Annotated in this window: 20 protein-coding genes; 13 read left to right on the top strand and 7 right to left on the bottom strand. The window is 71.2% G+C overall.

Annotated elements, in window-relative coordinates; all coding sequences use genetic code 11:
- Positions 1 to 6: 6 nt before the first annotated feature.
- Positions 7 to 1,644, bottom strand: a complete 1,638-nt coding sequence (locus tag IT371_18060; GenBank protein ID MCC6749575.1) for a hypothetical protein — start codon at positions 1,642 to 1,644, stop codon at positions 7 to 9.
- Positions 1,645 to 1,647: 3 nt separating this feature from the next.
- Positions 1,648 to 2,457, bottom strand: a complete 810-nt coding sequence (locus IT371_18055; protein ID MCC6749574.1) for a hypothetical protein — start codon at positions 2,455 to 2,457, stop codon at positions 1,648 to 1,650.
- A 95-nt stretch (positions 2,458 to 2,552) separates the two neighbouring features.
- Here IT371_18055 and tilS point away from each other — a divergent pair, with 95 nt between their 5' ends.
- The 9 genes from tilS to IT371_18010 all read left to right on the top strand — a co-directional run bounded on the left by tilS (position 2,553) and on the right by IT371_18010 (position 12,850).
- Positions 2,553 to 3,905 carry a tRNA lysidine(34) synthetase TilS gene (gene tilS, locus IT371_18050; GenBank protein MCC6749573.1) on the top strand — a complete coding sequence of 451 codons (1,353 nt, stop codon included), beginning with the start codon at positions 2,553 to 2,555 and terminating at the stop codon, positions 3,903 to 3,905.
- A gap of 134 nt (positions 3,906 to 4,039) precedes the next feature.
- The gene (gene ftsH / locus IT371_18045; GenBank protein ID MCC6749572.1) at positions 4,040 to 5,926 is read left to right on the top strand and encodes an ATP-dependent zinc metalloprotease FtsH; all 1,887 of its coding nucleotides are present in this window, start codon (positions 4,040 to 4,042) and stop codon (positions 5,924 to 5,926) included.
- 83 nt (positions 5,927 to 6,009) lie between these two features.
- Entirely contained in the window at positions 6,010 to 6,873 is an 864-nt protein-coding gene (folP, locus tag IT371_18040; GenBank protein MCC6749571.1) for a dihydropteroate synthase, read from the top strand.
- Positions 6,870 to 7,847 (top strand): TIGR00159 family protein, encoded by a 978-nt coding sequence (locus IT371_18035; GenBank protein MCC6749570.1) that lies wholly within the window; start codon positions 6,870 to 6,872, stop codon positions 7,845 to 7,847. Before folP ends, IT371_18035 begins: the two co-directional genes overlap by 4 nt.
- Positions 7,828 to 8,775, top strand: a complete 948-nt coding sequence (locus IT371_18030) for a YbbR-like domain-containing protein (GenBank protein ID MCC6749569.1) — start codon at positions 7,828 to 7,830, stop codon at positions 8,773 to 8,775. The genes IT371_18035 and IT371_18030 overlap by 20 nt, the downstream gene beginning before the upstream one ends.
- Positions 8,776 to 8,836: 61 nt before the next feature.
- Positions 8,837 to 10,195, top strand: coding sequence for a phosphoglucosamine mutase (locus IT371_18025; protein ID MCC6749568.1), 1,359 nt, complete (start codon positions 8,837 to 8,839; stop codon positions 10,193 to 10,195).
- A 12-nt stretch (positions 10,196 to 10,207) separates the two neighbouring features.
- Positions 10,208 to 10,915 carry a pyridoxine 5'-phosphate synthase gene (locus IT371_18020; GenBank protein ID MCC6749567.1) on the top strand — a complete coding sequence of 236 codons (708 nt, stop codon included), beginning with the start codon at positions 10,208 to 10,210 and terminating at the stop codon, positions 10,913 to 10,915.
- A gap of 7 nt (positions 10,916 to 10,922) precedes the next feature.
- The gene (locus IT371_18015) at positions 10,923 to 11,294 is read left to right on the top strand and encodes a holo-ACP synthase (protein ID MCC6749566.1); all 372 of its coding nucleotides are present in this window, start codon (positions 10,923 to 10,925) and stop codon (positions 11,292 to 11,294) included.
- A gap of 5 nt (positions 11,295 to 11,299) precedes the next feature.
- Positions 11,300 to 12,850, top strand: coding sequence for an NAD(P)H-hydrate dehydratase (locus IT371_18010; GenBank protein ID MCC6749565.1), 1,551 nt, complete (start codon positions 11,300 to 11,302; stop codon positions 12,848 to 12,850).
- A gap of 34 nt (positions 12,851 to 12,884) precedes the next feature.
- Here the strand turns inward: IT371_18010 and IT371_18005 are convergent, their stop codons facing one another.
- Positions 12,885 to 13,460 carry a sigma-70 family RNA polymerase sigma factor gene (locus IT371_18005; GenBank protein MCC6749564.1) on the bottom strand — a complete coding sequence of 192 codons (576 nt, stop codon included), beginning with the start codon at positions 13,458 to 13,460 and terminating at the stop codon, positions 12,885 to 12,887.
- 262 nt (positions 13,461 to 13,722) lie between these two features.
- Positions 13,723 to 16,179 carry a HEAT repeat domain-containing protein gene (locus tag IT371_18000; GenBank protein ID MCC6749563.1) on the bottom strand — a complete coding sequence of 819 codons (2,457 nt, stop codon included), beginning with the start codon at positions 16,177 to 16,179 and terminating at the stop codon, positions 13,723 to 13,725.
- Between the two features lie 235 nt (positions 16,180 to 16,414).
- Between IT371_18000 and IT371_17995 the strand changes: the two genes are divergently transcribed.
- A complete protein-coding gene (locus IT371_17995; GenBank protein ID MCC6749562.1) occupies positions 16,415 to 16,690 on the top strand; it encodes a hypothetical protein in 276 nt (91 codons plus the stop codon).
- On the opposite strand, the gene IT371_17990 is transcribed toward IT371_17995, so the two are convergent.
- The 3 genes from IT371_17990 to IT371_17980 form a co-directional block, all read right to left on the bottom strand.
- The gene (locus IT371_17990) at positions 16,644 to 18,314 is read right to left on the bottom strand and encodes an HDIG domain-containing protein (protein ID MCC6749561.1); all 1,671 of its coding nucleotides are present in this window, start codon (positions 18,312 to 18,314) and stop codon (positions 16,644 to 16,646) included. The two genes, IT371_17995 and IT371_17990, sit on opposite strands and share 47 nt — an antisense overlap.
- A 25-nt stretch (positions 18,315 to 18,339) precedes the next feature.
- Positions 18,340 to 20,193, bottom strand: a complete 1,854-nt coding sequence (locus IT371_17985) for a serine/threonine protein kinase (protein ID MCC6749560.1) — start codon at positions 20,191 to 20,193, stop codon at positions 18,340 to 18,342.
- 211 nt (positions 20,194 to 20,404) lie between these two features.
- On the bottom strand, positions 20,405 to 23,686 hold the full coding sequence (locus tag IT371_17980; protein ID MCC6749559.1) for a tetratricopeptide repeat protein: 3,282 nt from the start codon (positions 23,684 to 23,686) through the stop codon (positions 20,405 to 20,407).
- 222 nt (positions 23,687 to 23,908) lie between these two features.
- On the opposite strand from IT371_17980, the gene IT371_17975 reads away from it, so the two are divergent.
- From IT371_17975 to IT371_17965, 3 genes are all read left to right on the top strand, one after another.
- A complete protein-coding gene (locus IT371_17975) occupies positions 23,909 to 24,466 on the top strand; it encodes a hypothetical protein (GenBank protein MCC6749558.1) in 558 nt (185 codons plus the stop codon).
- An 87-nt stretch (positions 24,467 to 24,553) separates the two neighbouring features.
- Entirely contained in the window at positions 24,554 to 24,742 is a 189-nt protein-coding gene (locus tag IT371_17970; GenBank protein MCC6749557.1) for a hypothetical protein, read from the top strand.
- A 79-nt stretch (positions 24,743 to 24,821) separates the two neighbouring features.
- Positions 24,822 to 26,993, top strand: a complete 2,172-nt coding sequence (locus IT371_17965) for an HDIG domain-containing protein (protein MCC6749556.1) — start codon at positions 24,822 to 24,824, stop codon at positions 26,991 to 26,993.
- The last annotated feature ends 4 nt before the right edge of the window (positions 26,994 to 26,997 follow it).

Genomic DNA, 26,997 nt, shown 5'->3' with positions numbered 1-26,997 from the left:
TCAGCGTTAATTCGGGGCGCCGCCCGCCCGGCGCAGGTGGAAGCCGGAGACGAAGCGCAGGTCCAGGTCGTCTACGCGAAGGGCCTGCACGGCCGCCGCCAGGCCGTCGAGCCAGCCCTCTACCACCCGGGTGGCGACCGGGCCGGGGGCAACCCCGAGGCGCGCCTCCGCCAGGCGGAGGGCCGCAGTTCGCAGCTCCGCTCCGCGGGTCTCGAGGGGGAGCACCTGGGCCAGGAAGCGCGCGAGCTCCGGCTGTGCGAGCGGGCCCTCGCCCCCTGCGACCTGGCGCGCGAGGGCGGTGCGAAAGAGGTCTCCGAGGGTGAGCTCGTCGGGGAGGGGGCTCGGCCAGGTGCCCTTCGGCACCAGCGCCGTGGCCATCGCCGCCTCTTCGACCCAGCCCGCCGCCTCGGCGAGGTCCGCGCGCGTCAGGAAGGGGCGCGGTCCCTCGCGTGCGTCGACGAAGTAGGGGCGCAGCGCCAGCAGTCCCGCGATCCGGCTGCCGAGCGGCTCGTCGAGGAGGTCCACCGCCCGCGGGGTGCGGCCGAGGAGGCCCTGCCGGGCGAGGGGACGCAGACGCTCGCGCAGGGCGAGCGTCAAGCTGTGTCCGACGCGGGCGAGCCGCAGGACGGCGACGCGGCCGAGGAACTCCGCGCCGCGGGCCGGCTCGCCGTGGGCGAGGACCTCGAGGGCGAGACTCAGCCGGTGGTGCAGCGCGACAAGACTTGTCCGCGCGCCTTCGACGTCGGTCGGCGCGACGCGGTCCGCCGCGAGAGCCCAGTTGCTGAGCGTCAGCAGGGCGTGGCCCAGGCGGGCGCGTTCGGCAGGATCCGTTAGCGCTGCGAGGGCGCGGCCGAGGAAGGTGCTCCCCTCCACCTGCAGCAGCGGGACGAGCTCCAGCGACGGAGCGGTGGTGGAGCTCGGGTCGGCGCGGTCGAAGGTGCGCTCGTCGAGTGTCACGCTGCCCGGGTCGAGGTAGGTGTAGAGGCTGAGGGCGGTCAGCGGATCCACGAAGCCGAGATCCTCGAGCCGGCCGTTGCGCCAGCGCAGCGCCATCTCCTCGAGCTCGGAGGGGAGCTCCCAGGTCAGGGTCTGCAGCAGTCGGCGCGCCGCATCGGCGTCGTCGCCGTACATCGTCTCGAGCAGTTGCACGAGCCGCTCGAAAGACGCCTCGTCCGCCTCCAGGATCTCGAGGGCGAACCAGCCGTCGGGGGTGCGATAGATCGGGCCTTCGGGTTCGTCGGGTGGCTCCTGCTCGGCGAGCAGATAGATGCGCGTCCGGGCGGCGAAGAGCCAGCCGACGAGCTCCACGTCGAGGGCGTTGAGGTTGCGGCGCCGGGCGTCCTCGGGGAGCGCGGCGAGGGTGTAGAGCCAGTCGAGCAGCTCGTCGCTGTCGAGCCGGTCGCCCTGCCAGACCTGCAGGTCGAGCACGCCGCGGATCTGGTCGGGGCTGGCGAGCGCGACGAGGTCCACCGCATCGCCGAGCCCTATCTCCGCCACCAGCCGATGGAGCACGATGCTCGGGAGCTGTCGGACCTGACCGCGCGAGTCCGGGGCGCTGACGAGGGCGTCGACGACACGGGCGGCGGGAGCTTGCTCGCGGGGGCCGGTGCGGAACCCGGTGCGACGGATGACTCCGTGGGTCACGGCTCAGTCCTCGCGCAGCCGCGCCAGCAGCTCGTCGCGGCTGAAGATCCCTTTTTCGATGAGGAGCCCGAGCAGGCGGCGAAGGACCTTCTCGTCCCGGTCGATGAGCGCCTTCATCTGGGACACCTGTGCCAGGACCTCGTCCAGCTGCGGGTCAGAGGCCGTTCCTGCCGGAGGAGTCGCCCCTGACGGAGTGACGCGCACCGATACGCTCGGAGCTGGCGGGTCCTGGTCGAGGTCGATCTCCACCGAGGAGCGTCCCGTCGCGATCGCCGGGACCTCTCGGCTCGGGGGCGTCCCGCGTCGGCCATCCAGCTCGAACATCGGCTCGTCGGTGCGGACGCCCATCCAGGACTCGGGGGGCTCGGTTGGCGTCACGCTGGAGGGGTAGGCGCGTTTGAGCGCGGTGTCTATGGACATGACGCCCGAGAGGTAGGGCCGCACGTTGCACCGCGTGCGGACGCGGACCTGGTCGAAGATCTCCTGATTGGTGGGGTCGGCCATCGCCACGTCGAGGAACTTGCCGCGTTCCTGATAGGCGAAGGGCACGCAGGCGTAGCGCTGGCAGAACTCGAGATCCAGCAGGCGCAGGGCCGCTGGTTCGAGCGGGCGGCTATCCAGCTTCACGGCGGGGATGTTGAGCTGGTGGCTGAGGACGTTCACCATCGCGTCCTCGGAGACCATCCGCATCTCCACCAACACCCGTCCAAGGGGGCGCCCGAACTTGCGCTGCTCGGCGAGCGCGGAGCGGAGCTGGAGTTCATCGATGACACCGGCTTCGACGAGCAGCTCACCGAGACGTTTCCGGGCCATGGGGCATCAGGTTGAGGCCCCGCCTGGAGGATGTCAACATTGTGCGCCTCGCTCCTGACCTGTGGTAGGCAGGCGTCCTGGATGGAGCTCCACAGATGAACGACCTCCCGATGCCTCGCCGGGTGAGCGAGGCGTTCCAGGGCCCGATCCGGGTGCTGCCCGGTAGCCGCGGTGTCGTGGCCCTTTCCGGCGGGCCGGACTCGCTCTGCCTCGCGCACTGCCTGGCCGGCCTCGCGGCGGCCCGCGGATGGGACCTCGTGGCGGCGCACGTCGACCACGGCCTGCGCGCGGAGTCCGCCGTCGAGGCTGCGATGGCGAGCTCGCTCGCCGAGAGGCTGGGCCTGCGCTTCGTGAACCGGCGCGTGGCGCTGGAGGCCGACCGAGGCAACCTCCAGGAGCGGGCGCGCGAGGCGAGGCGCGCGACGCTGCTGCAGCTTGCCTCGGAGCTCGAGGCGGAGTGGATCGCGCTCGGCCACACGGCGAGCGATCAGGCCGAGACGGTGCTCATGCGCGTGCTCCGGGGCACGGGACTCCGGGGGCTACGAGGGATGGCCTGGCAGAGCGGGCCGTGGATCCGGCCCCTCCTCGGAGTCGATCGTGCCACGGTCGAGCAGTACCTGGCTCACCACGAGCTTGTTCCCGTGCGGGAGCCGACGAACGAGAGCGACGCCTACCTGCGAAATCGCGTGCGCCGTCGGATCCTTCCCCTGCTCGCCGAAGAGAACCCGCGCGTCGTGGAGGCGCTGTGCCGCCTGGCGCGAACCTCGAGAGAAGAGGATCGGGCGCTGGAGGCGGAGGCGCGGCGTGCCTTGCGGCGGGCAGATCACGATGGGGCGCTCTCGGTGGAGGAGCTCGGGCGGTGGCCGACCGGGGTCTTGCATCGCGCGCTGCGAAGGGCCTATGCGCGGGCGCGGGGCAGTGCGCGGGGGCTGTCGCGGCGGCACGTGGAGGCCCTGGCGCGGCTCGCCGCCTGCTCCGACGGGAGCGCGGTGGTCGACTTGCCGGGGGTGCGGGCGGTCCGGACCTACGGAGCGCTTCGCCTCGAGCGGAGCGAGCCCGACCCCGGCCCTCAGCCGGACGCGTCGGTCGCGAGGCGGCTCCAGGAGGGGCGCTTCGAGTGGTCCGGCCGCGAGCTGGAGGTCGTGCGCGCTCCGGCCCCGGCCGCGCCTCTCTCGGGAGAGTGGGTGCGCGCCCCGGGGCGAGGCGAGGTCTATGAGCTCCGCGGCCCGCGTCTCGGCGACCGCCTGCGCTTGGGCGAGCAGGGACGGAAGAAGGTGGCGCGGCTCCTGATGGAGGCGCGGGTGCCGAGGCGGGAGCGGAGCTCGGTGCCGATCCTCGTCGCCGGTGAGGAGGTCGCGCTGGTCCCCGGTCACCGGACGGGGCACGGCCGCTTGCCGGCCCCGGGAGAGAGCGCCTGGCGCGTGCGGCTGCTCGAGCGGCCGTCGTGATCGACCGCGCGAAACGCCCTTAGACATTCGGGGGTCCGGTTGACGACGCAGGGGGTTCATTCAATAATGAGAGGTGGAGGCCTCCTTTGAAACAATCGCATAAGACTATTCTGCTCTGGGTCCTCCTGATCCTGATGTTCGTGAGCATCTACAACCTGTTCGCGACGCCGGCGAAGGAGGAGGGAAAGCTCGATTTCTACCAGTTCGTCCAGGACGTGGAGAAGACGCCCGAGAAGATCAAGAAGGTGACGATCAAGGGCAGCCGCTACGCGATCGAGTACTCCGATCGGAAGGTGCGGACCACCGGGCAGGCGCTCGACAGCAAGCTGCGCGAGAAGCTGGATAAGGCAGCGGTTCCGTACGCCATCGAGGAGCCCGAGGAGAGCTCGTTCTGGCAGTCGGTCCTCATCTCGTGGCTGCCGATGATTTTCCTCTTCGTGATCTTCTTCTTCTTCATGCGGCAGCTGCAGGCCGGCGGCGGAAAGGCCATGAGCTTCGGGAAGTCCCGGGCCAAGCTGATGTCCGACCACCAGAACAAGGTCACCTTCGACGACGTGGCGGGGATTCAGGAATCCAAGGAGGAGGTGGAGGAGATCGTCGAGTTCCTGAAGGACCCGAAGAAGTTCACGCGGCTAGGGGGGCGCATCCCCAAGGGCGTGCTGCTCATGGGTGGGCCTGGGACGGGGAAGACCCTCCTGGCGCGGGCCATCGCCGGGGAGGCGGGGGTCCCCTTCTTCTCGATCTCGGGTTCGGACTTCGTGGAGATGTTCGTGGGTGTGGGCGCGTCCCGCGTGCGCGACCTCTTCGAGCAGGGCAAGAAGAACGCCCCGTGCATCGTGTTCATCGACGAGATCGACGCGGTGGGGCGCCACCGTGGGGCGGGCCTCGGGGGAGGGCACGACGAGCGGGAACAGACCCTGAATCAGCTGCTCGTGGAGATGGACGGTTTCGAGAGCAACGAGGGGGTGATTCTGATCGCCGCCACCAATCGTCCGGACGTGCTGGATCCGGCGCTGCTTCGCCCGGGCCGTTTCGACCGCCGCATCGTCGTGCCGCGTCCCGATGTACGGGGACGGGAAGAGATCCTCAAGGTCCATACACGGCGTACCCCCCTCAGCGAGGACGTGGCGCTGGCGATCATCGCGCGCGGGACGCCGGGCTTTTCCGGAGCCGACCTCGAGAACCTGGTGAACGAAGCCGCGCTCACGGCGGCCCGCCGCAACAAGGACCGGGTCGACATGGGGGACTTCGAGTACGCCAAGGACAAGGTGCTCATGGGAAGCGAGCGGCGCTCGCTGATCATTCCCGAGAAAGAACGTCGGAACACCGCGTACCACGAGGCGGGACACGTAATCGTCGCCAAGTCCATCAAGGGCACCGACCCGGTGCACAAGGTGACCATCATCCCCCGCGGGCAGTCGATGCTGGGCCTCACGCAGCAGCTTCCCGAGGAGGACCGCCTGAGCATGAGCGAGCGGTTCGCTCGCGACACCATCGCCATCCTCATGGGTGGGCGCGTCGCCGAGGAGGTGACGTTCGGCGAGCTGACCACGGGCGCCGGGAACGACATCGAACGCGCGACGGACATCGCCCACAAGATGGTCTGCGAGTGGGGGATGAGCAAGGTCCTCGGGCCGCTCGCGTTCGGCAAGCGCGAGGAGCAGATCTTCCTCGGTCGCGAGATTAACCGCACGCGGAACTACAGCGAGCGCACGGCCGAGCGCATCGACGACGAGGTGCGCCGGATCGTCGAGGAGAACTACCAGCACGCCCGCGAGCTCCTCGAGGGCCGACGCGAGCAGCTCGCGCGACTGGCAGAGGCGCTGCTCGAACACGAGTCCCTCGACGGCGTGCAGATCGACGCAGTGCTCGACGGGCGACCGGTGCCGGTGTCGAATCGAGCGAGCGCCTCGGGCGCTGGGGACGACGCGCGGGTGAAGGAGGAGCGGGAGCGGAAGAGCAAGCCGATCTTCGGCTCGCCCTCGCTGCCGAGCCTCAACGAGGACCCTGAAAAAGCCTAGCCTCGTCGACCTCACGTCGAGAGGTTGGTCGGGGCCCCCCTCTCGGCTCGTCCCACGCGCCAGTTGAAGAAGGGGCCACGGCGATGCCTTTTGTCTTCGCGCCCGTTCAGGTGGGAGCCGCCCGGTGGGACGGCCACCGCTGCTACGTCATCGGCGTCGTGAACGTGACTCCCGACTCCTTCTCCGACGGGGGGCTCTTTCTGGAGGCGGAGGTTGCCGTCCAACACGGACTGACGCTCGTGAACGAGGGAGCGGACGCGCTGGACGTAGGGGGCGAATCCACGCGACCCGGGTCGGAGCCCGTGGCGGTCGACGTGGAGCTCGAGCGGGTCCTGCCGGTCGTGCGCGCCCTCGCGCCGCGGACGCAGGTGCCGCTCTCGATCGACACCACCAAGGCCGAGGTGGCGCGGCAGGCGCTCGCGGCAGGGGCCTCGATCGTGAACGACGTGAGCGGCTTCCGGCTGGACCCCGCCATGGCGGAGGTCGTCGCCCGCGCCGACGCGACGGTGATCCTGGGGCACCTGCGGGGGCGCCCTGCGACCATGCAAGACGGGATCGCGTTCGAGGACGTCGTGGCGGAGGTCATCGACGAGCTGAAGGCAGCCATCCGCACAGCCGTGCGGGCGGGGATCCGCGCCGAGCGCATCTGGGCCGACCCCGGTCTGGGGTTCGGCAAGACAGCCACGCAAACCACGGCGCTGTTGGCCGCGACGGGGGAGATCCGCGAGGCCCTTGGCGTTCCGCTGATGGTGGGACCCTCGCGGAAGTCTTTCCTCGGCGTTCACACCGGGCAGAACGTGGGCGATCGGGTGATGGCGACGGCGGCCGCCGTCACCGCGGGCATCCTGGCGGGGGCGAACGCGGTGCGCGTGCACGACGTGGGCGCGCTCCTCCCCGCGGTTCGGGTGGCCGACGCGGTGCGCGGCGCTCGAGCGACCCGTTCATGACGGAGCTCCTGGCCTTTTTTCGCGACCTCGATCTGGGCGGCGCGGCCCTGGCGGTGCTCGACGTGCTCGTGGTCGCGGTGATCGTCTATCGCGTGCTGCTCCTTCTGCGCGGGTCGCGCGGCGCGCACGTGCTCGTCGGGCTACTGGCCGTGGCGGGGATCGTCCTCGCGGCGCGTCAGCTCTCGCTCGTCACGCTGACCTGGCTTCTCGACCACGTGCTGAACTACCTGCTGCTGATCCTCATCATCGTGTTCCAGGCGGACATACGGCGGGGGCTCATGCGTATGGGGCGAAAGGTCTTCTCCGCCGCCCGGGCGGACGAGGACTCCACGGTGCTCGAGGAGGTCGCGGCGGCGTGCGAGGCGATGGCCGCGCGGAGGATCGGGGCGCTGATCGTGTTCGAGCGCGAGGTGGATCTGCGCGAGCTGACGCAGGCCGGAACCGAGCTGGACGCGGTGGTGAGCAAGGAGCTCTTGCTCGCCATCTTCGCCCCGCAGGCCGACAACGCCCTGCACGACGGGGCTGTGCTGATTCAGGGATCGCGCCTCAAGCGTGCTGGGGCGCTGCTGCCTCTTTCGTCGAGTCAGCGGCTGGACAAGTCGTTCGGCACCCGCCACCGCGCCGGCCTCGGGGTGACCGAGGAGACGGACGCCATCTCCGTCGTGGTGAGCGAGCAGCGGGGGGTGGTGAGTCTCTGCCAGGGGGGGGCCTTGCGCCTCGACCTCTCGCGTCCCGAGCTCCGGAGGGAGCTCCGGGCTCGACTCGCCGGGGAAGGCGCTCGACCCGCAGAGACGTGGTTCGCACGGTGGGTTCGTCGACTCGGGCGAGCCATGGGCACGCAGCGCGCGGTGGACGAAGCGACGAAGCCCGCGGAGGTGCCTCCGGGCGAGGGGCTTGCGTTGGCAGCGCCGGGAGACGAGACCGCGGAGAAGGACGCTCGGGAGGCTACGGGGAATGCGAAAGCCGGTCACTAGCCTGATCGCGGAGAACCTCTTCCTCAAGGGGGTCTCCCTGGTCCTGGCCGTGCTGCTCTTCTTCGTCGTGCGCGCCGAGAAGCAGTCCATGGCGCAGGGCGAGGTGAAGCTGGCGCTGGTCCTGCCGCCGGGAAAGGTGCTGGTGGCGGACGTCCCGAGCGTGATTCGCGTCGGGGTGGTCGGAGCGGCCGGACGCCTGGCGCGCTTCCGGTTTGACGAGCTGGCGGAGGTCACGGTGGACCTCACGAGCGTTCCCGGGGGCTACGTGCGGATCACCGAGGAGGCCCTTCACCTCCCTCCCGGGATCCGGGTCAGCTCCATGACCCCGGAGGGGTTCAACGTCCGCTTCGCGCCACTCGCGCAGCGCGAGCTACCGATCGAAGTCACCCTCGCAGGGCAAGTGGCGACGGGATTTAGGGTCGTGCGGTGGGTCGCAAGGCCTTCTCGCGCCACGGTGAGCGGTCCGCAGGAGGTCGTGAGCGCGCTCGGACCGCTGCAGACCCAGCCCGTCTCGGTGGAGGGCGCGGATGGAACCGTAGTGGCGCGTACCGGCTGGCTGCCGCTCCCGCCGCGCGTGGCGGGGCCTTCGCCGGCGAGGGTGGAGGTGAGCGTCCACGTCGCCCCGATCATGAACTCGGTCACGCTCTCGGGAGTCCCCGTGCGGGTCGCGGGGGGGGCGGCGAGGCGCGTCGCGTTGTCGCCGGAGGTGCTCGAGGTGACCCTCGAGGGCTCGCCAGAGCGCCTGGCCACGCTCGTGCGCGAGGAGGTGGTGGTCAGCGTGCGCGTCTCCGACGCGACGGATGGGGCAGAGGTGGTCCCGCGCGTCGTCGGTCTGCCGGAGGGGGTGCGCGTGAAGGAACTCCGGCCCTCGCGGGTGAAGGTGCAGCGCCGGAGCGGGGCGGCCGCTCCGCGGCGAGAGTCCCCTTGACAGGAAGATTCCAAGTACTGAATTGTTGCGTGGTCTAGCGCGTCGAAACTCGGGAGGAACCATGGGCGAGCGCCAGCTCTTTGGTACGGACGGCATCCGCGGGGTGGCCAACATCCACCCGATGACCGTCGAGGTCGCGCTCAACCTGGGGCGCGCGGTGGCCTACTATTTCCGTCGCGGGCAGCACAAACGGCGCATCGTGGTGGGCAAGGACACGCGGCTCTCCTGCTACATGTTCGAGAACGCGCTGGCGGCGGGCATCTGCTCGATGGGAGCTGACTGCTGGCTCTGCGGGCCGATGCCCACGCCCGGTGTGGCGCACCTGACCTCCAGCATGCGCGCAGATGCGGGCGTCGTGATCAGCGCGAGCCACAACCCGTTTCAGGACAACGGCATAAAGGTCTTCGCCAGCGACGGGTTCAAGCTGCCCGACGAGACGGAGGCGGAGATCGAGCAGCTCATGAGCTCGGGGGCGCTCGACGACGCGCGTCCCCCGGCCGAGCAGGTGGGCCGCGTCACGCGCATCGCGGGCGTGGATGGGCGGTACGTCGCCTTCCTGAAGAGCATCTTCCCCCACCATCTGACGCTCGAGGGGCTCAAGGTCGTGGTGGACTGTGCCAACGGGGCCGCCTATCGCGTGGCCCCGACGGTCTTCGAGGAGCTCGGAGCCAGCGTCACGATGCTCGGCGTGCAGCCGAACGGGACGAACATCAACGACCAGTGCGGGGCGCTACACCCCGAGGCGCTCCAGCAGGCGGTGGTGGAGAAGGGGGCCCACCTCGGGATCGCGCTCGATGGGGATGCCGACCGCGTGATCATGGTCGACGAGAAGGGGCAGGTCGTGGACGGCGACGCGATCATGGCGCTCATCGCGACGCGCATGCTCAAGGCGGACACCCTCCGTCAGCGCACGCTGGTGGTGACGGTCATGAGCAACATCGGCCTCGAGCGGTGCGTCCTGGCGAACAAGGGGAAGATCGTCCGCACGGCGGTGGGTGACCGGTACGTGGTGGACGAGATGCGCCGGGGCGGGTTCAACCTGGGGGGCGAGCAGTCCGGGCACCTCGTCTTCCTGGACTACATGACGACCGGGGACGGGGTGGTCGGTGCGCTGCAGGTGCTGGCGGCGATGGTGCTCGAAGGGAGGCCGGTCTCCGAGCTGGCCGCCGTGATGACGCGCTACCCGCAGGTGCTCGTGAACGTCAAAGTGGGTCGCAAGCGGCCGCTCGAAGAGCTGCCGTCGGTCCAGAAGATGATCGTGGACGCCGAACGGCGGCTCGCGGGAGAGGGTCGGGTGCTCGTGCGCTACTCGGGGACCGAGTCCAAAGCGCGCGTGATGGTGGAAGGGACCGACGAGGGCGCGATCCGTCAGCTCGCCGAGCATATCGCCGCAGAACTCCAATCGGCTTGCCAGAACTAGAAACGAAGAGCGATGAAACGCCTCCACGTGAACATCGACCACTGCGCGACCGTTCGACAGGCGCGCGGCACGACGTATCCCGATCCGGTGTGGGCCGCGACTGTGTCCGAGCTCGCTGGCGCGCACGGCATCACCGCCCACCTGCGCGAGGATCGACGACACATCCAGGATCGGGACATCCGACTGCTGCGGCAGACGGTACGCTCCGTGCTGAACCTGGAGATGGCTGCCACCCCCGAGATGGTGGCCATCGCGCTCGACGTCCGCCCCGACCTGGTTACGCTCGTGCCGGAACGACGCGAGGAGCGCACCACGGAGGGGGGGCTTGACCTGCGGACGCCCGGTTTGCCCGACGCGATTCGCCGTCTCCGCGAGGGCGGGATCGAGGTCAGCCTCTTCGTGGATCCCGACCGCGACCGCCTGAAGCCGGCGGCCGAGCTCGGAGCGACGATCGTGGAGCTGCACACGGGGGACTACTGCGAAGCGCGCGGTACCGAGCGGGACCTCCAGCTCCAGCGGCTGGCGGGGAGCGCGGCGGTGGCCGCGGCCCTCGGCCTTCGCGTAGCGGCGGGGCACGGGCTCGATTACCCGAACGTGCGGCCGGTGGCGGCGATCCCGGAGATCGAGGAGCTGAACATCGGACACGCCATCATCGGGCGGGCGATCTTCGTCGGCTTGGATCGCGCGGTCCGCGACATGTTGGCCACGATGAACGGCTAGCCCGGCGATGGTTCGGGGCCTCGGACTAGACCTCGTCACGATCTCGCGCATCGAACGTCTCATCGGTCGGTTCGGCGACGGCTTCCTGGACAAGATCTTCACCCCGCTCGAGCGGGCCCACTGCGACCGCCACCGGCTGGCGGCCCAGCACTACGCCGCGCGCTTCGCGGCCAAGGAGGCCATCCTGAAGGCGCTCTCGGTGCCCAAGGGGCTGCGCTGGCACGAGCTCGAGGTGCGGAGCGCGCCCGACGGCCGGCCGGAGGTCCACCTGCACGGTCAGGCGGCGGTGGCGGCGCGCGACCTGGGCGTGACCTCGATCCTGCTCACCCTGACGCACGAGCGGGACCTGGCCGCGGCAATGGTCGTGGCGGAGGGGTGAGGCGCATGCGGGTCTGCACGGCGGCGCAGATGCGGGAGCTGGACCGGCGAACCATCGAGGAGTACGGCGTCCCGTCGCTGGTCTTGATGGAGTGCGCCGGGCGCGGTGTGGCGGACCTCATCCGGCGGGAACGTGGGGCCTCGGGCCAGCGCGTGGTCGTGCTGTGCGGGGCGGGGAACAACGGGGGAGATGGGTTCGTCGCGGCGCGGCACCTGGCGAGCGCCGGGGCGCAGGTCACGACCTACCTCGTGGGCAGCGCCGACGGGCTCACCCCCGACGCGCGCGTCAACCTGCAGATCCTCGAGCGCCTGGGTGCGGACCTGCGCACCATCGCGGCGCCGGAGGAGCTCGACGCGGAGGAGACGATCTTCGCCTCCGCCACGGTGATCGTGGACGCGCTCCTCGGCACGGGGCTGCGCAGCGAGGTGCGCGACCCGGCGCGGCGCACGATCGAGCGCGCGAACCGCTGCCGGGCCCTGCGGGTCGCGGTGGACATCCCGAGCGGCCTGGATGCGGACACCGGCGCGGTCCTCGGGGTGGCCTTCGCGGCCGATCACACGGTGACCTTCGGGTACCCGAAGGTGGCCCTGGTGAGTCACCCGGGTTGCGAGCGCGTGGGGCGCCTGCAGGTGGTGGACATCGGTATCCCGCGGCAGCTCGAGGAGCGGGCGACCTTCGCCGCGGAGCTGCTCGAGGAGGCCGGGGTGGCGCCGCGCCTCGCCGCGCGGCCGGCGTGGGGGCACAAGGGGACGCACGGGCACCTCCTGGTCGTGGCCGGGTCGCCGGGAAAAACGGGCGCCGCGTTGCTCTGCGGGGAAGCGGTCCTTCGGTCGGGGGCGGGTCTCTGTACCATCGCCGCCCCGGCTCCCGCTCTCGCGGCCCTCGAGTGCAAGACCCGCGAGCTCATGCTGACGCCGCTCCTCCCCGAGGGAGCCGAGCCGAGCGACAGCGACGATGTGTTCGCGCACCTTTTGGCCCAGGTCGCGGGCAAGGCGGCGGTGGCGCTGGGGCCGGGGATTCCGCGCGGGGAGGGGATGGCGCGGCTGATCGCGCGGCTCGTCCGCGAGAGCCCCGTGCCGCTGGTCATCGACGCGGACGGGTTGAACGAGCTGGCCCCTCAGCTCCCGGTGCTCGCCGAGGCGCGGGTTCCCGTGCTCCTCACCCCGCACCCGGGCGAGATGGCCACGCTCACCGGCTCGAGCGTGGATCGGATCCAGGCGGACCGTCTCGGGGTGGCAACGGCGTTCGCGCAGCAGCACGGCGTCTACCTCGCGCTGAAGGGGGCGCGTACCATCGTCGCGAGCCCCGACGGGCGCGCGTTCATCAACCCGACCGGGAACGCGGGCCTTGGAAGCGCGGGGACGGGCGACGTGCTGACCGGCCTCGTCGGAGGGCTCGTGGCGCAGAAGAACGACCCCCTGGATGCGCTCCTCGTGGGGGTCTACGTGCACGGCCTCGCGGGCGACCGCGCGGCAGCTCGGCTCGGCGGGCGCGGGATGCTGGCCGGGGACCTGCTCGTGGAGGTGGGGCGGGTGCTCAAGGACCTCGAGGCCTAGGGCGCGCCGCGGGGGCTCAGGGCGCGGCAGACGCTTACGCCGCGACCGGGATCTCGTCCGCCCGCAGGATCCCCTCGGAGCGGGCGTAGTCCCCAAGCGTCGCCTCGAGGAGGCGTCGCCCTCGGTGGAGTCGCGACATCACGGTGCCCAGCGGGCAGCCGAGGCGATCCGCGACATCGCGGTAGCTCAGCCCATCCACGTCCGCGAGGAGCACCACCCGTCGGAACTCCTCGGGGAGCGACTCGAGCGCTTCCAGGACCTCGTCGCCCAAGGTGCGCGCGAGCAGCGTCCCCTCGGGGTCGCGCGCGGCCGCTCTCCGCACGGGGCAGTACACGGCCTCCTCGTCGCGGCGCCCCGCGAGGCGTCGTTCTTTCACCACGCGGCGGTACTCGTTGATGAAGCTGTTGGTCAGGATGCGAAAGAGCCAGGCGCGGCAGTTGCTGCCCTCGCGAAAACGGTCCCAGGCGGAGAAGGCGCGGAGGAGCGTCTCCTGCACGAGATCCTCGGCATCCCCGTGGTTCCGGGCGTAGCGCAACGCGGTCGCGTAGAGCTCGCCCTTGTGGCCCAGAGCGACTTGCTGAAAGGTGTCCCGAGGCTTCGACTGCGGCATCCCCCAAGTGCACTACAAGGCGCGTGCCAGAACGCAAGAAGCGGCCAATCCCGCGCGGTGGCTTGCGGCGCGCCGCCCGGGGGGCCGCCCGGCGCCGGGGGCTACGACACGTTTGTCAGGGGGCGGAACTCGGCCTTGCACCTACACGACGGAAAACGCCGCGATTGTTCAAAGAGTTTCGTCGTCAGGTTTCTGTCGACCGTGCCGCGGCGAGGCGCAGGATCCTGGGGAGGTTGTGCCAACTCGGTTGCACCCTCGGCACTCAGGGGCGCGATTCCTCTGTCGGCGCGAGCTCCACGAAGCACCGCCCGGGGGACAGGTTCTCTTCCCAGGCCTCAGCCCGGCCGTCGCTCTGCGCGGCCTTCACCAGGCCGCCCGGCGTGACGAGTGCAAACCAGGTGTTGCGGAGAGGTTGCTGCTCACGGTCCAGAAGATAGAGACCGATCCAGGTCTCGCGCTGGCTGACCGGCGGTCGAAGCAGGAGCTCCTCGGCCAGACCTCGAACGCGGGGATCGGGATCTCCCTCGGAGACGGTCTGGGTGAGGTCCTTGACCGAGCTGAAGGTCTTCCCTTCCGGGAGCGTCACCTTGCGCGGCTGCCAGAGGGACAGAGCGCGCAGAGCGTTGATGCGGACCCAAGGGCTGCGGTCACCGTGCAGGCGTTCGGCCAGGACGGGCACGAGACCCTCGCTGCGTTGCCGGGCGAGTCCCGCGACCGCGTTCGCCCGCACGTAGGGATCCGCATCTTGCAGCGCCACGCGAAGGCGGGCGAGGGCTGTGCTCGTGCCGAGACGGGCGAGGGCGGCGGTGGCGTTGACGCGCAGGGGCCAGCGAGGGTGCTGAGCCGCCTGGGCGAGCCGCTCCTCGGCGGCGCGGTCGCCGAGCTTTCCGAGAGCCCAGGCCGCCGCTGCGGCCGTGGAGGCATCGCTGTCGGACAGGAGGCCTCGCAGGAGGGTGAGGGTGGCGGGCTGCGGGGCCTGATTGCCGAGGGCTTCCGCGGCGGGGCGACGCAGCGCGCGATCCAGGCCGGCGAAGCGCTCGAGGAGCAGCGCCGAGATGCCGGGATCACGCATGGCCGCGAGCGCGTCGAGGGCGGCCAGCCCGGTCGTGCGATCCCGCCGGGCCAGGACCGCGCCCAGGAGCGCCAGGGCGCGCGGTTCGGACGTGCCGCGCAAGGTGCCTCCGAGCCCCTGAAGCGCGACGGCCCGCACGGCGGGATCCTCGTGCTCGGCATACAGGCGCACGAGCGCCGGCACGGCTCGGGGGTCGCGCAGGCGGGCGAGGCCGTGCACGCCAATACGGCGGAGCTGCCGGTCGGAGTGGGAGAGGAGCCCGACGAGCGGCTCCAGCGCCCGCGGATCTCCGAGCTGCGCCACGGCCACCGCCGCTGCGCGCGCCAGCGTCCGGTCGCGTCCGCGCACCAGTCGCAGGAGGGGGAGGGTGGCGATGCGCGATCCGAGGCGTCCGAGCAGCTCGGTGGCCCGCAACCGGGCGGCCTCCGTCGCGTCGTGCAGCACCGGCAGGAGCGCCTCGGCCGCACGTTCGTCCAGGATCGGATCCAGGGCGATGAGGGCGGCCCAGCGGACCTCCGCGCTCGCGTCCTCCAGAAGATCGAGGAGCGGTCGTTGGGCCCGAACATCCCGGATCTGCCCCAGGGCCTCCACCAGGGGGATGCGTGGCAGCTTGTGGTTCCGGAGCGCCTGCAGCAGGGCGGGCACGCAGGCCACGAGCCGTGCCTCCCGGGAGATCTCCACGGCCTCCTGCGCGGTGGCGCGCGAGGTGCGCGGATCCAGCAGCAGCGCCGCTACCTGGGTCCCCGCGCGGGGGCCCGCGGCGACGAGCGCACGGCGCGCGGCGGCCCGAGTGGCAGGCACGTCGAGCGCGGCCACGAGCACGCGGATGGCCGGATTCGTGCCGAGCGTCCCGAGGGCGAGCGCGGCCTTCTCGCGGTGTCGAAGCGGTCCGTTCAGGAAGAGATCGATGAGTGGCTCTGCCGCTCCTTCGGCCCGCAGCTTGCCGAGGGCCTGGAGCGCGGCCTCCACGATCTCCGGCGAGCCGTCCTTGAGCGCGCGGGCGAGCGCGGGGGCCGCGCGGGGGTCACCGAGCTGTCCCAGGCCCTGGACCGCCACCAGCCGAACCTCCCGCGCGGGATCCGTCAGGCGCCCTAGAACGGGGACCACCACGCGTCCCTCCCGGAGGCGGCACAAGACCTCCACGGCAGCGCGGCGAACTCCGGAGTTCGCGTCCTGGAGACGGGCGAGGAGAGGGATGATCAGGTCGGGCCCGGGCGCGCGGCCGAGCGCCTCGACTACCTTCTGCCGCACCACCGGCTCGGGATCGCGCAGCGTTCGCACCAGGTGCTGGCGCGACTCGTTCCCTCCGAGCCGCCCGAGGGCGTCGGCCGCAGCGGCGCGGACCTCCTCGTCCCAGTGGGAGAGCCAGCGCCTGAGCTCGGGGACCGCCTCCCGGTAGCCGCGGTCGGCTACTGCGCGGGCGGCCAGCTTCTGGATCCCCGGCTCGGTGTCCCGAAGGGCGGTCAGAAGGTGTCGCTTCACCTCGTTCCCGCTGTACGCCGCGAGGCGCTCCACGGCCTGGCGGCGAAGGGTGGCGTTGGGACTCCGGAGGTCCTGGATGTCGGTCTGGACCTTGCCGGCCCAGTCAAAGCCTGCGAGCGGTAGGAGCAGCCCGAGGAGGCCTGCGCGGAGGGGGGCGAGAGTCATCACGGGTTCCTCGGCAAACGTACCACTTCCTCTGCCACGACGCCTCCTCGTGGTACGCGCCGAAGAGACCCTGGCTGCCCGGTCGGAAGTGTCGGCCGCGGGCGAGACCCGGGAAGGGGGCGAAATGGGTGCCCGTCGCTTTCTCATCGGCGGAGGCCGCCACCGACGTTGAACGCGTGCGCGGTCTCCGTTAGGTTAGCGACCAGCAAGCCACCTCAACGGACGGGAGATCACGATGACGAAGGATGCATTGCTCGAGCTGTTCGGCCGAGCCAGCGGCGCCGCAGGCAAGGGAGCGCAGTTCACCTTCGAGGAGCGGCAGGAGGCGACGGTTTTCATCGCGGGGCAAGGAGCGCTCCTGACCGTCGACCGGGTTCGCGAGGTGGACCTCTCGAGCGGCTCCCTGCAGGTGCGCAACGCCCGAGGGGAGCTCTACTTCGTGGATCCGACGGCGGTCCTCGGGCTCAAGGTCCGCGCGGTGACCGAGGGGGCAGGCTTCGTTCCGAAGTAGATCCCGTCCGATGTTCCCCCGTGGCCCCTCGCTGCCACGGGTACTTGATCCGCCCGTGGAGGGATCCGCGTAGCGCCTCCGTGATCGCGGCGGCGACGGTGCGAAGGTCCTCCACGGTGAGCCCGCACTCGTCGAGGGTCCCCGCGGCCAGCTTGGTGAACAGGATCTGCCGCACGAGCTGCTCGACGCGTTCACCGCTCGGGTCGGCCAGGGTACGCGAAGCGGCCTCCGCGGCGTCGCAGATGGCGAGGATCCCCGTCTCGCGGGTGCTCGGCGGGACGCCGGGGTAGCGGAAGTCCTCTTCGCGCGGCGAGCCGGAGCCGGTGCTCTTGAGCGCCTTCTGCCAGAAGTACTGCACGAGCTCCTGCGCATGATGCGTGTAGATGAACTCGGTCACGGCCGGAGGGAGGCCGGAGCGCTGCGCGAGCCGCACCCCGTCGGTGACGTGCGAGATGATGGCGTCGGCCGAGACCTCCGGGGCCAGGGCGTCGTGGGGGTTCTCTCCCGCCTGGTTTTCCACAAAATAGGCCGGGTGCAGCGCCTTGCCCACGTCGTGGAAGTACGCCCCGACGCGCACGAGGAGCCCATTGGCCCCCACGGACTGCGCCGCGATCTCGGCCAGGTTGGCGAGGGCCAGGCTGTGCGCCCAGGTGCCCGGGGCGTCGGTGGCCAGCTGCTGGAGGAGCGGATGCTCGAAATCCGCCAGCGCGAGCAGGCGCGTCTTGGAGAGCTGCCCGAGCAGGCGTCCGAGCAGCGGCGAGAGCGCGAGGGCCGCGACGCCGCCCAGCAGGCCGCCTCCCAGGGCCGACCACCCCTCGGCCCGGGAGAGGGCGGTGGCGGATCGCAGGAGACTCGGGTCCAGGGCCTGCCCCGGATCGAGGCCGTGCAGCAGGATCCCGAAGGCCAGGTGCGCGGTGACGGCAGCGACCCCGCCGACGAGGGCCGAGGCCAGGAAGCGCGCGGGCCGTGCTGCGCGGCGCGCGAGCGCCGCAGAGCCGATCCCCTGGGCCAGCAGCACGAGGGTGAGCATCGGATCGGAAGGGAGGAGCAGCCCGACCGCTGTGGCGCCGGCCACCGCCGTGGCGCCGGCCACGCGCCGCCCGAGGCGAACGCCCGCCGCCAGCGTGAGCGCGCCGAGGGGGATCCAGTAGGGCGCCGCCGCGGTGCCGAGCAGCAGGGCCTTTGCGGCGAGCAGGAGGAGCACGAGCGCCAGCCCCAGGATCACCTGCGTCCGCAGCAGGGCCGCGGCCCCGCCGAGGATCCGCAGATAGGCGCTGAAGAGCCAGAACACGAGCGCGAAGGCGGCGCCCCAGCCGACGGCGACCTCCGGGCGAAGCGGACGACGACCCGCTTCGGCCGCTCGCACCGCGGGTAGAAGGCGCGGATCCGGGCGGTCGCCGCGAGGGATGGTGATGCGGTGCGGACCTGAGGGGGACGCGGCGGTCGAGGCGCCGTCCGGCCTGGACAGGGCGGAGGTTCGCAGGGTGAGCGGCAGCGGGCCCGTCCCGGGTAGGTCGGGAACGAGGATCAGGTCGCTGACGGCAAGCGCCAGCGCGAGGGCTCCAAGGAGCAGGCCGAGGAGGACCGTGGCGCCAAGGCCGGCCCGTCTACGCCTGCGGATCATGTTCAATTGGGATGAGCTCGACGGGTTAGTACTTCAGGTTCATCGAGAAGCTAGCTCGGGTGAGCTGCCCGTCGAAGGTGGGAAACTGGATCGCCTTCATGCGCCCTGCCACGCAAACCTGGAAGGGACTGGCGCTCTGACCGTTCACCTTGACCGAGCTCACCTTGCCCGTGCCTTTCACGCCGAAGTCGATCTCTACGCGGCGCAACGAGCCGTCTCGTCGCGCCTCCTGGAGCACGCACGGGGTGAGGCGCGCGAGGTTCGCCTGCATCACCTGCTGCACCACCTTTTGCGAGAGCAGCTCGTCGCCCCCCCCCTGCGTCGCGTCGCCCAGGTTGGTCGAGTCGTCGCCCGCCGCGCCGCCGGCCTTCTTCTTCTTCGGCTTGCGAAGCTTGCGCGCCTTGGCTTGCTCGGGGGGCTCGGCTTGCCACGAGACCTCGATCCCCTTCAGGTTGGGGACGGCCTCGCCGGTCTTGTCCTTGTAGACGATCTTCTCGCGGACCTCGGGCTGGCGGCGCAGCACGTAGAAGGTCACCGCGCCTCCCGCGCCCAGGATGGCCAGCACGATGAGCACCGTCACGACGATCACGGTGCGGTGCTTGCGTGCCTTGTGCCGATCCTCGAGCTCCGCCTTCTGGTGGCGGTGAGACTGGTGCAGCCGCTCCACCAGGGCCACGAATTCCTGCAGGAGCGGATGCTGGCGGGCGATGGCGCGCTGGCCGGTCTCCTGATCGAGAAGCTGATCGTCCCCCGAGAAGTCTCCGCGATAGAGCTGCCGCTTGAGGTCCAGCATGCTGAACGGCCCGAAGTCCAGGCGGTTCTTATGGACGAGCCAGCGCTCCGAGTTGTCGCCGCAAGGATCCGCCAGGAGCTGCTGGAGCCGGACTTCGGGGTCGATGCGCGGTTGGGGCTGAGGCTGGGGGGCCTGCGGTGCGGGAGCGGCGGCCCTCGGGGCCGGGGCGCGCACGGGGGGAGCTGCGACCGGCGGCTGCGGCGCCGGAGGAGCCGAGGATTTGTGCGACGACACGTGGGCCTCCGAATGGGCGGCAGGGAAGTCGGCGTCTGCCAGATCCCCGCTGGCCTGCACGGCAGCGTAGAAGGCGGCCTTGACCTGCTGCGCGTCGGCGAAGCGGTCAGCCGGGTTCGGCGAAAGACAGCGCCAGACGACGTCCTCGGCGGGGGCGGGAACCCCTGCCACGAGGGCGTGCATCGGTTCGAGCGGCTCACCGGGAGGGTGGCTCGTGAGGAGCTCGTAGAGGATGGCCCCGAGAGAGTAGATGTCCGCCGCGGGTCCCGCCGACGAGGGGTCGTGGATCATCTCGGGCGCCATGCAGTAGGCGTCGGTCAAGCGGGCCACGGCGGCGGAGCCGGGGGCGAGGGCACAGGCGAGGCCGAACTCGGCGACCTTCACCCGCCCCGCCCGGTTGATGAGCACGGTTCCGGGACCGACGAGCCCGTGGATCATGGTCGCGTGGGCGTAGTCGAGCGCGTTGCAGATGTGCGCCACGACGTTGTAGGCCCCCTTCAGCGAGAAGGTCTTGCCCCCCTGCCGCTTGCGGTCGAGCAGCGCCCGAAGGCTCTGCCCATCCACGTGTTCCATTGCGATGTAGCGGAGCGAGCCCTCCTTGCCCATCCCGAAGACCTTGACCACGTTCTTGTGCGTCAGGGTCGAGGCGGCCTTGACCTGCTCCCGCAGCTCTTCGAGGACCGCCTCGCTTCGGGTGAGATCGCTCGCCAGAAGGCGGATGGCGACTACCTTCTGCGTCTTCTGGTCCGTGGCGCGGTAGAGCTCACCGAGAGCGCCGGTCCCGAGGTAGGCGTCGAGGAGGAAGCGGCCACCAATCTCGGTACCTGGGGGTACGCTCGCCGCTGCGCTCATCCTCGCTCCCGATTCCATCCCTGCCCCATAGTCGTTCATCGGCGTTCGTACCTGTCGGACGCGTCAATCTCCGGCCGTAGAGCTCATCCGAGGGGGCCCGGGCCACGGCCCCTCATGCTAGCGGATGGGCCTGGGAGGCGCAACGGCAAAGCCCACCCCCCGATGTGAGAAAACCGTCAAGGTGTCCATGCCTTGGATTGAAACAGCTCGGTCATTTCATGCGGGCGAGCAGGGCCCGGACACGCACTGCCTCGTCGCCTTTGGGGCGGAGGCGCAGGTAGTCGCGGAGGGCCTTCTTGGCCTGGTTCCGCCACGCGGGACGGGTGCGAAGGGTCAGCCCGAGCTCGAGGTGTGCCGACGCGAGTTGGGGGTCGTGGGCGATGGCCTGGCGGAACGCCACGAGCGCCCGCGTGGCGTTGCGGTTCTGGCGGTGGACGCGTCCCAGCTCCAGGAAGGCCGTCGCTGGGGCTTGCGTCTGCCGGGTGGCTTCGAAGAGGAGCTGCTGCGCGCGCGTCCGGGCCCACGCATCCCCCTGGCGCATCGCGCGGCCGAGCGTCACCATCGCCTCGACGGCTCGACCGCGCTGTTCGCTCCGGACGTAGGCCTGGATCGCCTGAAGCCCGGGCTTGAGGGCCTGGCGGTACTGCCCTGCCTTGGCGTACGCCTCGGCCTGCAGGAGGAGCAGTTCGGGGTCCTTGGGGCGCAGGCGTACCGCCGCGGCGAAGTGCTGCGTCGCCTTCGGGACGTGCTTCGCCTCGAGCTCGGCCCGCCCGAGATCGATGAGAGCCTCTGCCTGGCGCGGGTCGCGATTGAGCACCTTCTTGAAGAGGGAGCGGGCACGGTCGAGTTGCCCTTCCGCCTGCGCCACCCTGCCGGCGAGGAGCATCAGGGCGGTCGCTTCGGGGCTTCGCTGCGACGCAGCTCGCACGAGGCCGTCGGCGCGCTGCACGTTGCCGAGGGCCAGGAAGACCTGGCCTGCCGCGGCGAGGAGCGAGGGGGCCGTGGGCCGGTCGGCGACCAGCTCGTCGAGGAGAGAGCCCGCCTCGGAATCGTGTCCTGCGGCAGCCAGTGCGACGGCGAGCGCCAGTCGCGCGCGCGCCGAGCGGCCGTCCTGGGTCACGGCCGCGCGCAGCACGCGTACGGCCTCCGTGAGGGAATGCTGCCGTACCAGAGCGCGCCCCAGCGCGAGAAGGGGCAGGGCGGGTTCCTCGTCTGCCTCTTGGGGGCGAAGGGCGGAGAGGACGCGAACCGCGGTCGCATGGTCTCCGAGGGTGAAGGCGCGCAGGCCGCGAAGGTAGCGTTCGGCGGGGCTCTTGGGCAGCGTGGCGAGCAGCTTGTTCGCGGTACCGAGCGCGGACCGCTCGAGGAGCGCCTCGCCGCAGGCGCGCGCGACGGCCGGGTCCTCGGCAAACCCCGGAGCTGCGCATAGCCCCTCTACGCGAGCCCCGTCGTCGGCGAGGTGCGCGGCCTGGACCTGGAGCGCCTGTGCGGCACGCCGATCGCTCGGTGTCAGGTTGCGCGTCTCGAGGCGCGCCAGGGCGTCGGTCGCGTCGTGCGGCCTCCCCGCGAGGATCAGGGCGCGGGCGCGGAGGAGCCGCGCCGCGGGGTCGAAGCTGGCACGCCACGGCTCGTCCCGTTCCAGACCCGCGAGCGCCGCGGAGACCTTTCCTCCCGGCCCGAGCATCCACCTGGCCGCGAGCCAGCGTGCTTCGGGGTCGGTGGGACGCGCGCGCTGGGCGTCGGCCGCATGCTCTCGGGCTGCCGCGCGCTGACCGGCAGCCGCGGCCAGCTCGCCCTTCAAGAGGGAGAGGTTCGCCGCGAACCCCGGCGTGGACGCCACAGCGTCGGCGAGGCGATCGACCTCCGCCACATCGGGAGGCGTGCCGGCTGCCAAGCGGGCGCGGGCACGCTCCACGAGCAGGCCGGGATGGGCAGGGCTCGCGTCGAGTCCCCGCTGGAGAAGGCTCTCGGCTCTTCCAAGGTCCCCGCGCAGCCGCGCCAGCCGGCCTGCCTCGAGGAGGAGCGCGGGAAACGCGGGGCCGGCGGCCGCCCCGTCGAGCTGGGCCTGCGCCGGCTCGGCCTGTCCTTGCGCGATCGAGACTTGGGCCAGCGTCACGCGGTGGTGCCAGAGCGGCTCGGCGGGCTGCAGCGCCTGCACGGCGCTCGAGGCGCGCGAGACGTCGCCCTGCCCGAGAGCGAGGAGGGCTTGGGTCAGGCGCGCGTGCGCGGCGCCACCGGTCGTGGGGCGGGCCAGAGCTTCAGAGGCCCAGCGCGCGCTCCGCTCCCTTCCACCCGGGTCGACGTGGAGTCGGGCCGAGAGGTGGGCCTGCAGCAGCGCACTCGCTCCGAGCAGACGGCCGTCGCGAGGGTGCCGCTTCAAGAGCCGGTCGAGGACGCCGAGCGCCTCGCGGTAGCTGCTCGCAAGGTCGGGAATCGAGAGGGCGAAGGCCCGCGCCACCTCGCGCCGAATGACGTGGTCGCGGTACGCGCGGTAGCCGATCACGCCCCCGGTTCCCAGCGCCACGACGGCGACGGTGAGCCAGATCCAGCCCCGGCGCCGGCGCGACGTGGGAGCAGCCGCCAGTCGGGCTCCCCTCGACTGGGGGGCGAGCCGAGCCGGCGAGGTCGGGCGCTCGAGCTCCAGTACGGGAGGCTGCTCGGCGAAGCCGGGGAGCTGCTCGAGGAGGTCGGGTCCCCCCGAGGGGGGGAGCTGTGGAGCGGGCGCGGCCTCGACCTCGGGTTCGACCTCCGTCTCCACCGAAGGACGCAGGGGAGGCAGATCTAGCTCCGCGCGCGCCGTCTGCGTGTCTTCGACCGTGGGCAACGGTGAGGGTGTGAGCACTGGGTCGAGCGGCATCGGAGTGACGTCGAAGGGCGAAGGGGTCACCCGCGGACCACCAGTAAGGGTGTCCAGACGGACCCGCACCGGAGCTGGAGTGAGATCGAAGCGGACGTGAGCCGGCACGGCGACGCCGTTCGGGTCCACGCGGGGCCGCAGCTGCGCCGCGAGTCCCTGAGAGAGGAGTTCCTCGCTCTCGCGCCCCGCCCCGGGGTCCCTGCGTACGGGCCGCGTGGTCTGCGCTCCGGCCGCGTCGCCTTCGAGGGCCGCGAGCTGGTCGTGCGCCTCGCGATCCGATGGGTCGAGGTCGATGGCCTCGAGCAGCCGAATCCTCGCCTCGGTGCGATGTCCGGCGTGCAGCAGGGCCTGCGCCCAGGCCGTGCGGAGCTTGGCCGAGCGCGGGTGCCGCGCAATCGACTGGCTGTAGATCTGGCCGGCGGTGCCTACGTCACCGAGTTCACCGAGAACCCGCAAGAAGACGATCGCACCCCGCTCGTAGGAGGGGTTGGCCGTGAAGCCGTCCTGGCAGACCTGGCGCGCGTCTTGTGGGCGGCCGATGTCGAGGTAGTGCTCCGCCAGGAGGGCGAACGCTCGGGATCCGGGCTGGCGCCGGACGGCCTCGACCAGCCGTTGGAGTTCGGTGTCGATTCCCACGCTCCGTTAGCCCTGCGGCGAGTCGCCTTGGCTTGCCCGCCCGATCCGACGGTGGAGGCCCGCGCCGCCTCGTCCCGATCGCCGCACGGCGTACCGCGGGTCGACCGACTTCCAGCTTCAGATACCACAGGGCAGGGAGAATAGGCAAGCCATGAGATGGGATTTCCCCTGCAACCACGGCACGTTGACGAAAGACTCAGCCGACGGTACCATGCCCTGCAGATGCGCACGGCTCACTCGTACCTGCTCCTCGGCTGCGCTTCCCTCCTCGGGGTCGCTGCGGGCTGCTCGCGCCGTGATGCGACGAGCGCCGCGAACCTTCCGCCGGCGCAGGAGCTGCCGACGACACCTCCCGCTGGAGCTGCGCCGCAGGTTCGTGTGGCCGGGCGTCCGGTCGCTCGCGTTCCTCGGGGGGACGCCGGGGTCCCCGACCGTGGCGCGAGTCCCAGGTCGGCCGATGCCGGCGCCGACGGCGAGACGGCGGAGGCGCGTGAAGCGCGGCTCCGCGCGGAAACGGAGCGGAGCGTCTCCGCCGCGTTGAACGGTGCGCAGCCCAAGCTCAAGGACTGCTACGACCGGAGTGGAGCGACGACGAGTGGGGCGGCGACGGTGCGCCTCCGCGTGCACCGCAGCGGGTACGTCATGGATGCCGACGCCGAGGGGCTCTCCGACGGGGCGCGGAGCTGTGTAACCAACGTGCTGCGGGGGTTGCACGTCCCAGGCGTGCAGACAGACTCGCTGACGGTGCAGCGGACGTTCCATTTCCAGAGCGGGCGGTAGTGAGGCGCGTCGCGCGGACCGAAGGGCGGCCCGGAGTCTCGCGCCCCCACGGGTCGCGTGTCATGATTCGAGCAGGAGAGAGACACCATGAGCGCGACGACCCCGGTGCAGAAGAAGGCACGACGGAAGGGCGCAGTAGCGGCGGGCACGGCTGCCGCAGGCGTGGCGCTGGTGGCCGTGGGGGCGTGGCCGATCGGACTCATCGGCGTCGGGCTCTCCGGCTGGGCTGCGTGGGACTGGCTGAAGTTCCGCGCGCGCCACGGGATGAGGTTCTAGGTCCCCGCGCCTCGCTTTCCGCGCAAGGCCGTGCGGGCGGCGTGGGGCGCGGTGGAGCGCGTCCGCGCGCAGTCGCCCCATGATCCCCTGGAGTCCTCGGTCAGATCGACGTCTCGGCGCGCCGCTCATGTCGCTCGTGCGCTGGCTCCTTCCGCTCGTGGCGGCTGCCACGATCGCCGGAGGAGATTGGCTCCTCGATCGCGTCTACGCGCCGCGCGCGCTCGAGAAGGGGAGCGTCGCGCGCTACGTGGTCCGGGCGTCTACCGACGCTGTTTTCGATCTCCACGAGAGCTACGAGAAGGAGGCCCAAGCCGCCAAGGAGAGCTACGTCCCGATCTACAACAAGGACAACCAGCTCCTGTACCAGGCACGAGAACGCATCATCGCGGCCGCTCTGACGCGTCCGCTCTCGAGCTGGCGGTGGCCCCCCGCAGCGGCCGAAGGGGGAGCGGAGGAGGGGCAGCCCTCGACGGATGCCGGTGCGGAGCGCGGAGCCGTCGCGCCGGTGGCCGGGGAGGGCGAAGGCGCTGACGAAGCGGAGGAAGAGTCAGCCACCCGGACCCAGGCGGAGCGTCGCCGCGAGCTCGAAGCCATGTTGAGAGGCTTCTTCGACCTGCTCGAGCCCTATTTCAAGGCGGGCGTGGTGGCCGACACGGAGTTCCCCAACGAGAAGGACGAAATTCGCATCTTCTGGTCGGGGCTCTACGTCACGCGGCCCGTGTCCGGGCTGCACCGATTCTCCGTGTTACGGCCGGCGCTAGAGCGCAGCGGCCGGCAGTTCTTCTTCAAGATCGCCGAGCGACCGCGCAAGGAGATGCTGGACTTCATTCTCCAGCGCCTCCCCCCGAATCTGACCTACGCCCGCGAGAACGAGAAGTTCATCGTCGACATCTCGCAGGTCACGGGCCTGAAGGTCGTCCTCATCCGGCGGGGCGAGGTGCTCGTTCGGCGCGGTGCCGTGGTGGACAGCCGGGCCTTCTACGGGCTGCGCGCACTCGCGGCCGCTTCGGGGGGCGCGGTAGCGGAGCGACGGGCCGTGCTCGCGCGGGTCGCCCTCCTGGGCGCGCTGCTGCTCGTCTTCGCCGTCGCCGCGCGGGAGGTCTTCCCACCCCCCTTCGAGGGCTACCGCGCCGAGACGTTGACCTATGCGGGGCTGCTCCTGCTGAGCTCCGCCGGGACCGTCTTGCTCGCCTACGCGCCGGTGCACGCGGCGATGGTTCCGCAGGCCGCCCTGCCGCTCATCATCGCCGCGGTGGTGGGTCGGCTTCCTGCCATGGTGGTGGCCATCACCATGGCTGTTGGCCTCGCGGTTACCCACGTCTTCGACCTCACGACGATGGTGGTCGCTGCCTCGGGGGGACTCGCGGGGGCGCTGGTGGTGCGGCGTCGGCGTCGAAGCGCGACGCTGGCGGCCGGGGTGCTGGTGGGTCTCGCGCAGATGGCCGCCTTCGAGGCGACCTCCGCCATGACGGCTGGCGGCTCGACGTACGCGGAGCACTGGTCTGCCGCGCAGGCCTTCGCGGGCGGCCTCCTTTCGGGCGTGGTGGCCTTGCTCGCGCTGCCCTTCGTCCAGCGTTGGCTCGGGCAGAGCTCGAGAGGAGCGTTGCGCGCGCTCGCGGATTACGACCGGCCGCTGCTTCGGCGCCTGCGCGAAAAAGCGCCCGAGACGTTCGCGCACACCCTTCGGGTGGTCAATCTCGCCGACCGCGCCGCGGAGGCCATCTTCGCCGACCGCGCTCTGGTGCGCGTGGGGGCTCTCTACCACGACATTGGACGGCTCGAACCTGGGGGTGCCGTGGCGGCGGCGGAGGCGGCGGCCGGGGTGGCGCGCGCTGAGCTATCGCACGTCGTGGGGGGCCTGCGCCTGGCCACGGAGCATCGCCTCCCGCCGGACGTGCGGGCCTTCATCACGCAGCATCACGGCACGCTCGAGCTGGCCGCGGAGCGGGACGTAGCGGAGGCGGAGGCAGCCTCCCGCGGCGCCGTCGTCGACCCGGCCCTCTTCCGCTACCCTGGACCGAAGCCGCAGAGCGTAGAGGCGGCCGTCGTGATGATCGCCAACCGCGTGGAGCGCGCGGCGAGCACTCCTCGTGCAGCCGGGGACGGGATCGTTGCCCTCGTGGAGCGCGAGGTGCTGGCGCTCTTCTCGGCCGGCCAGTTCGAGGAGTGCGGCCTGACGCAGAAGCAACTCGGCGCGATCAAGACGGCCATCGTCTCCTTCCTCGAGAGCGGTGGAGAGGACGCGCGATGAGGCA

Source organism: Deltaproteobacteria bacterium, assembly GCA_020848905.1.
Lineage (GTDB): Bacteria > Myxococcota_A > Polyangia.
This window is presented reverse-complemented; position numbering and strand designations above follow the sequence as displayed.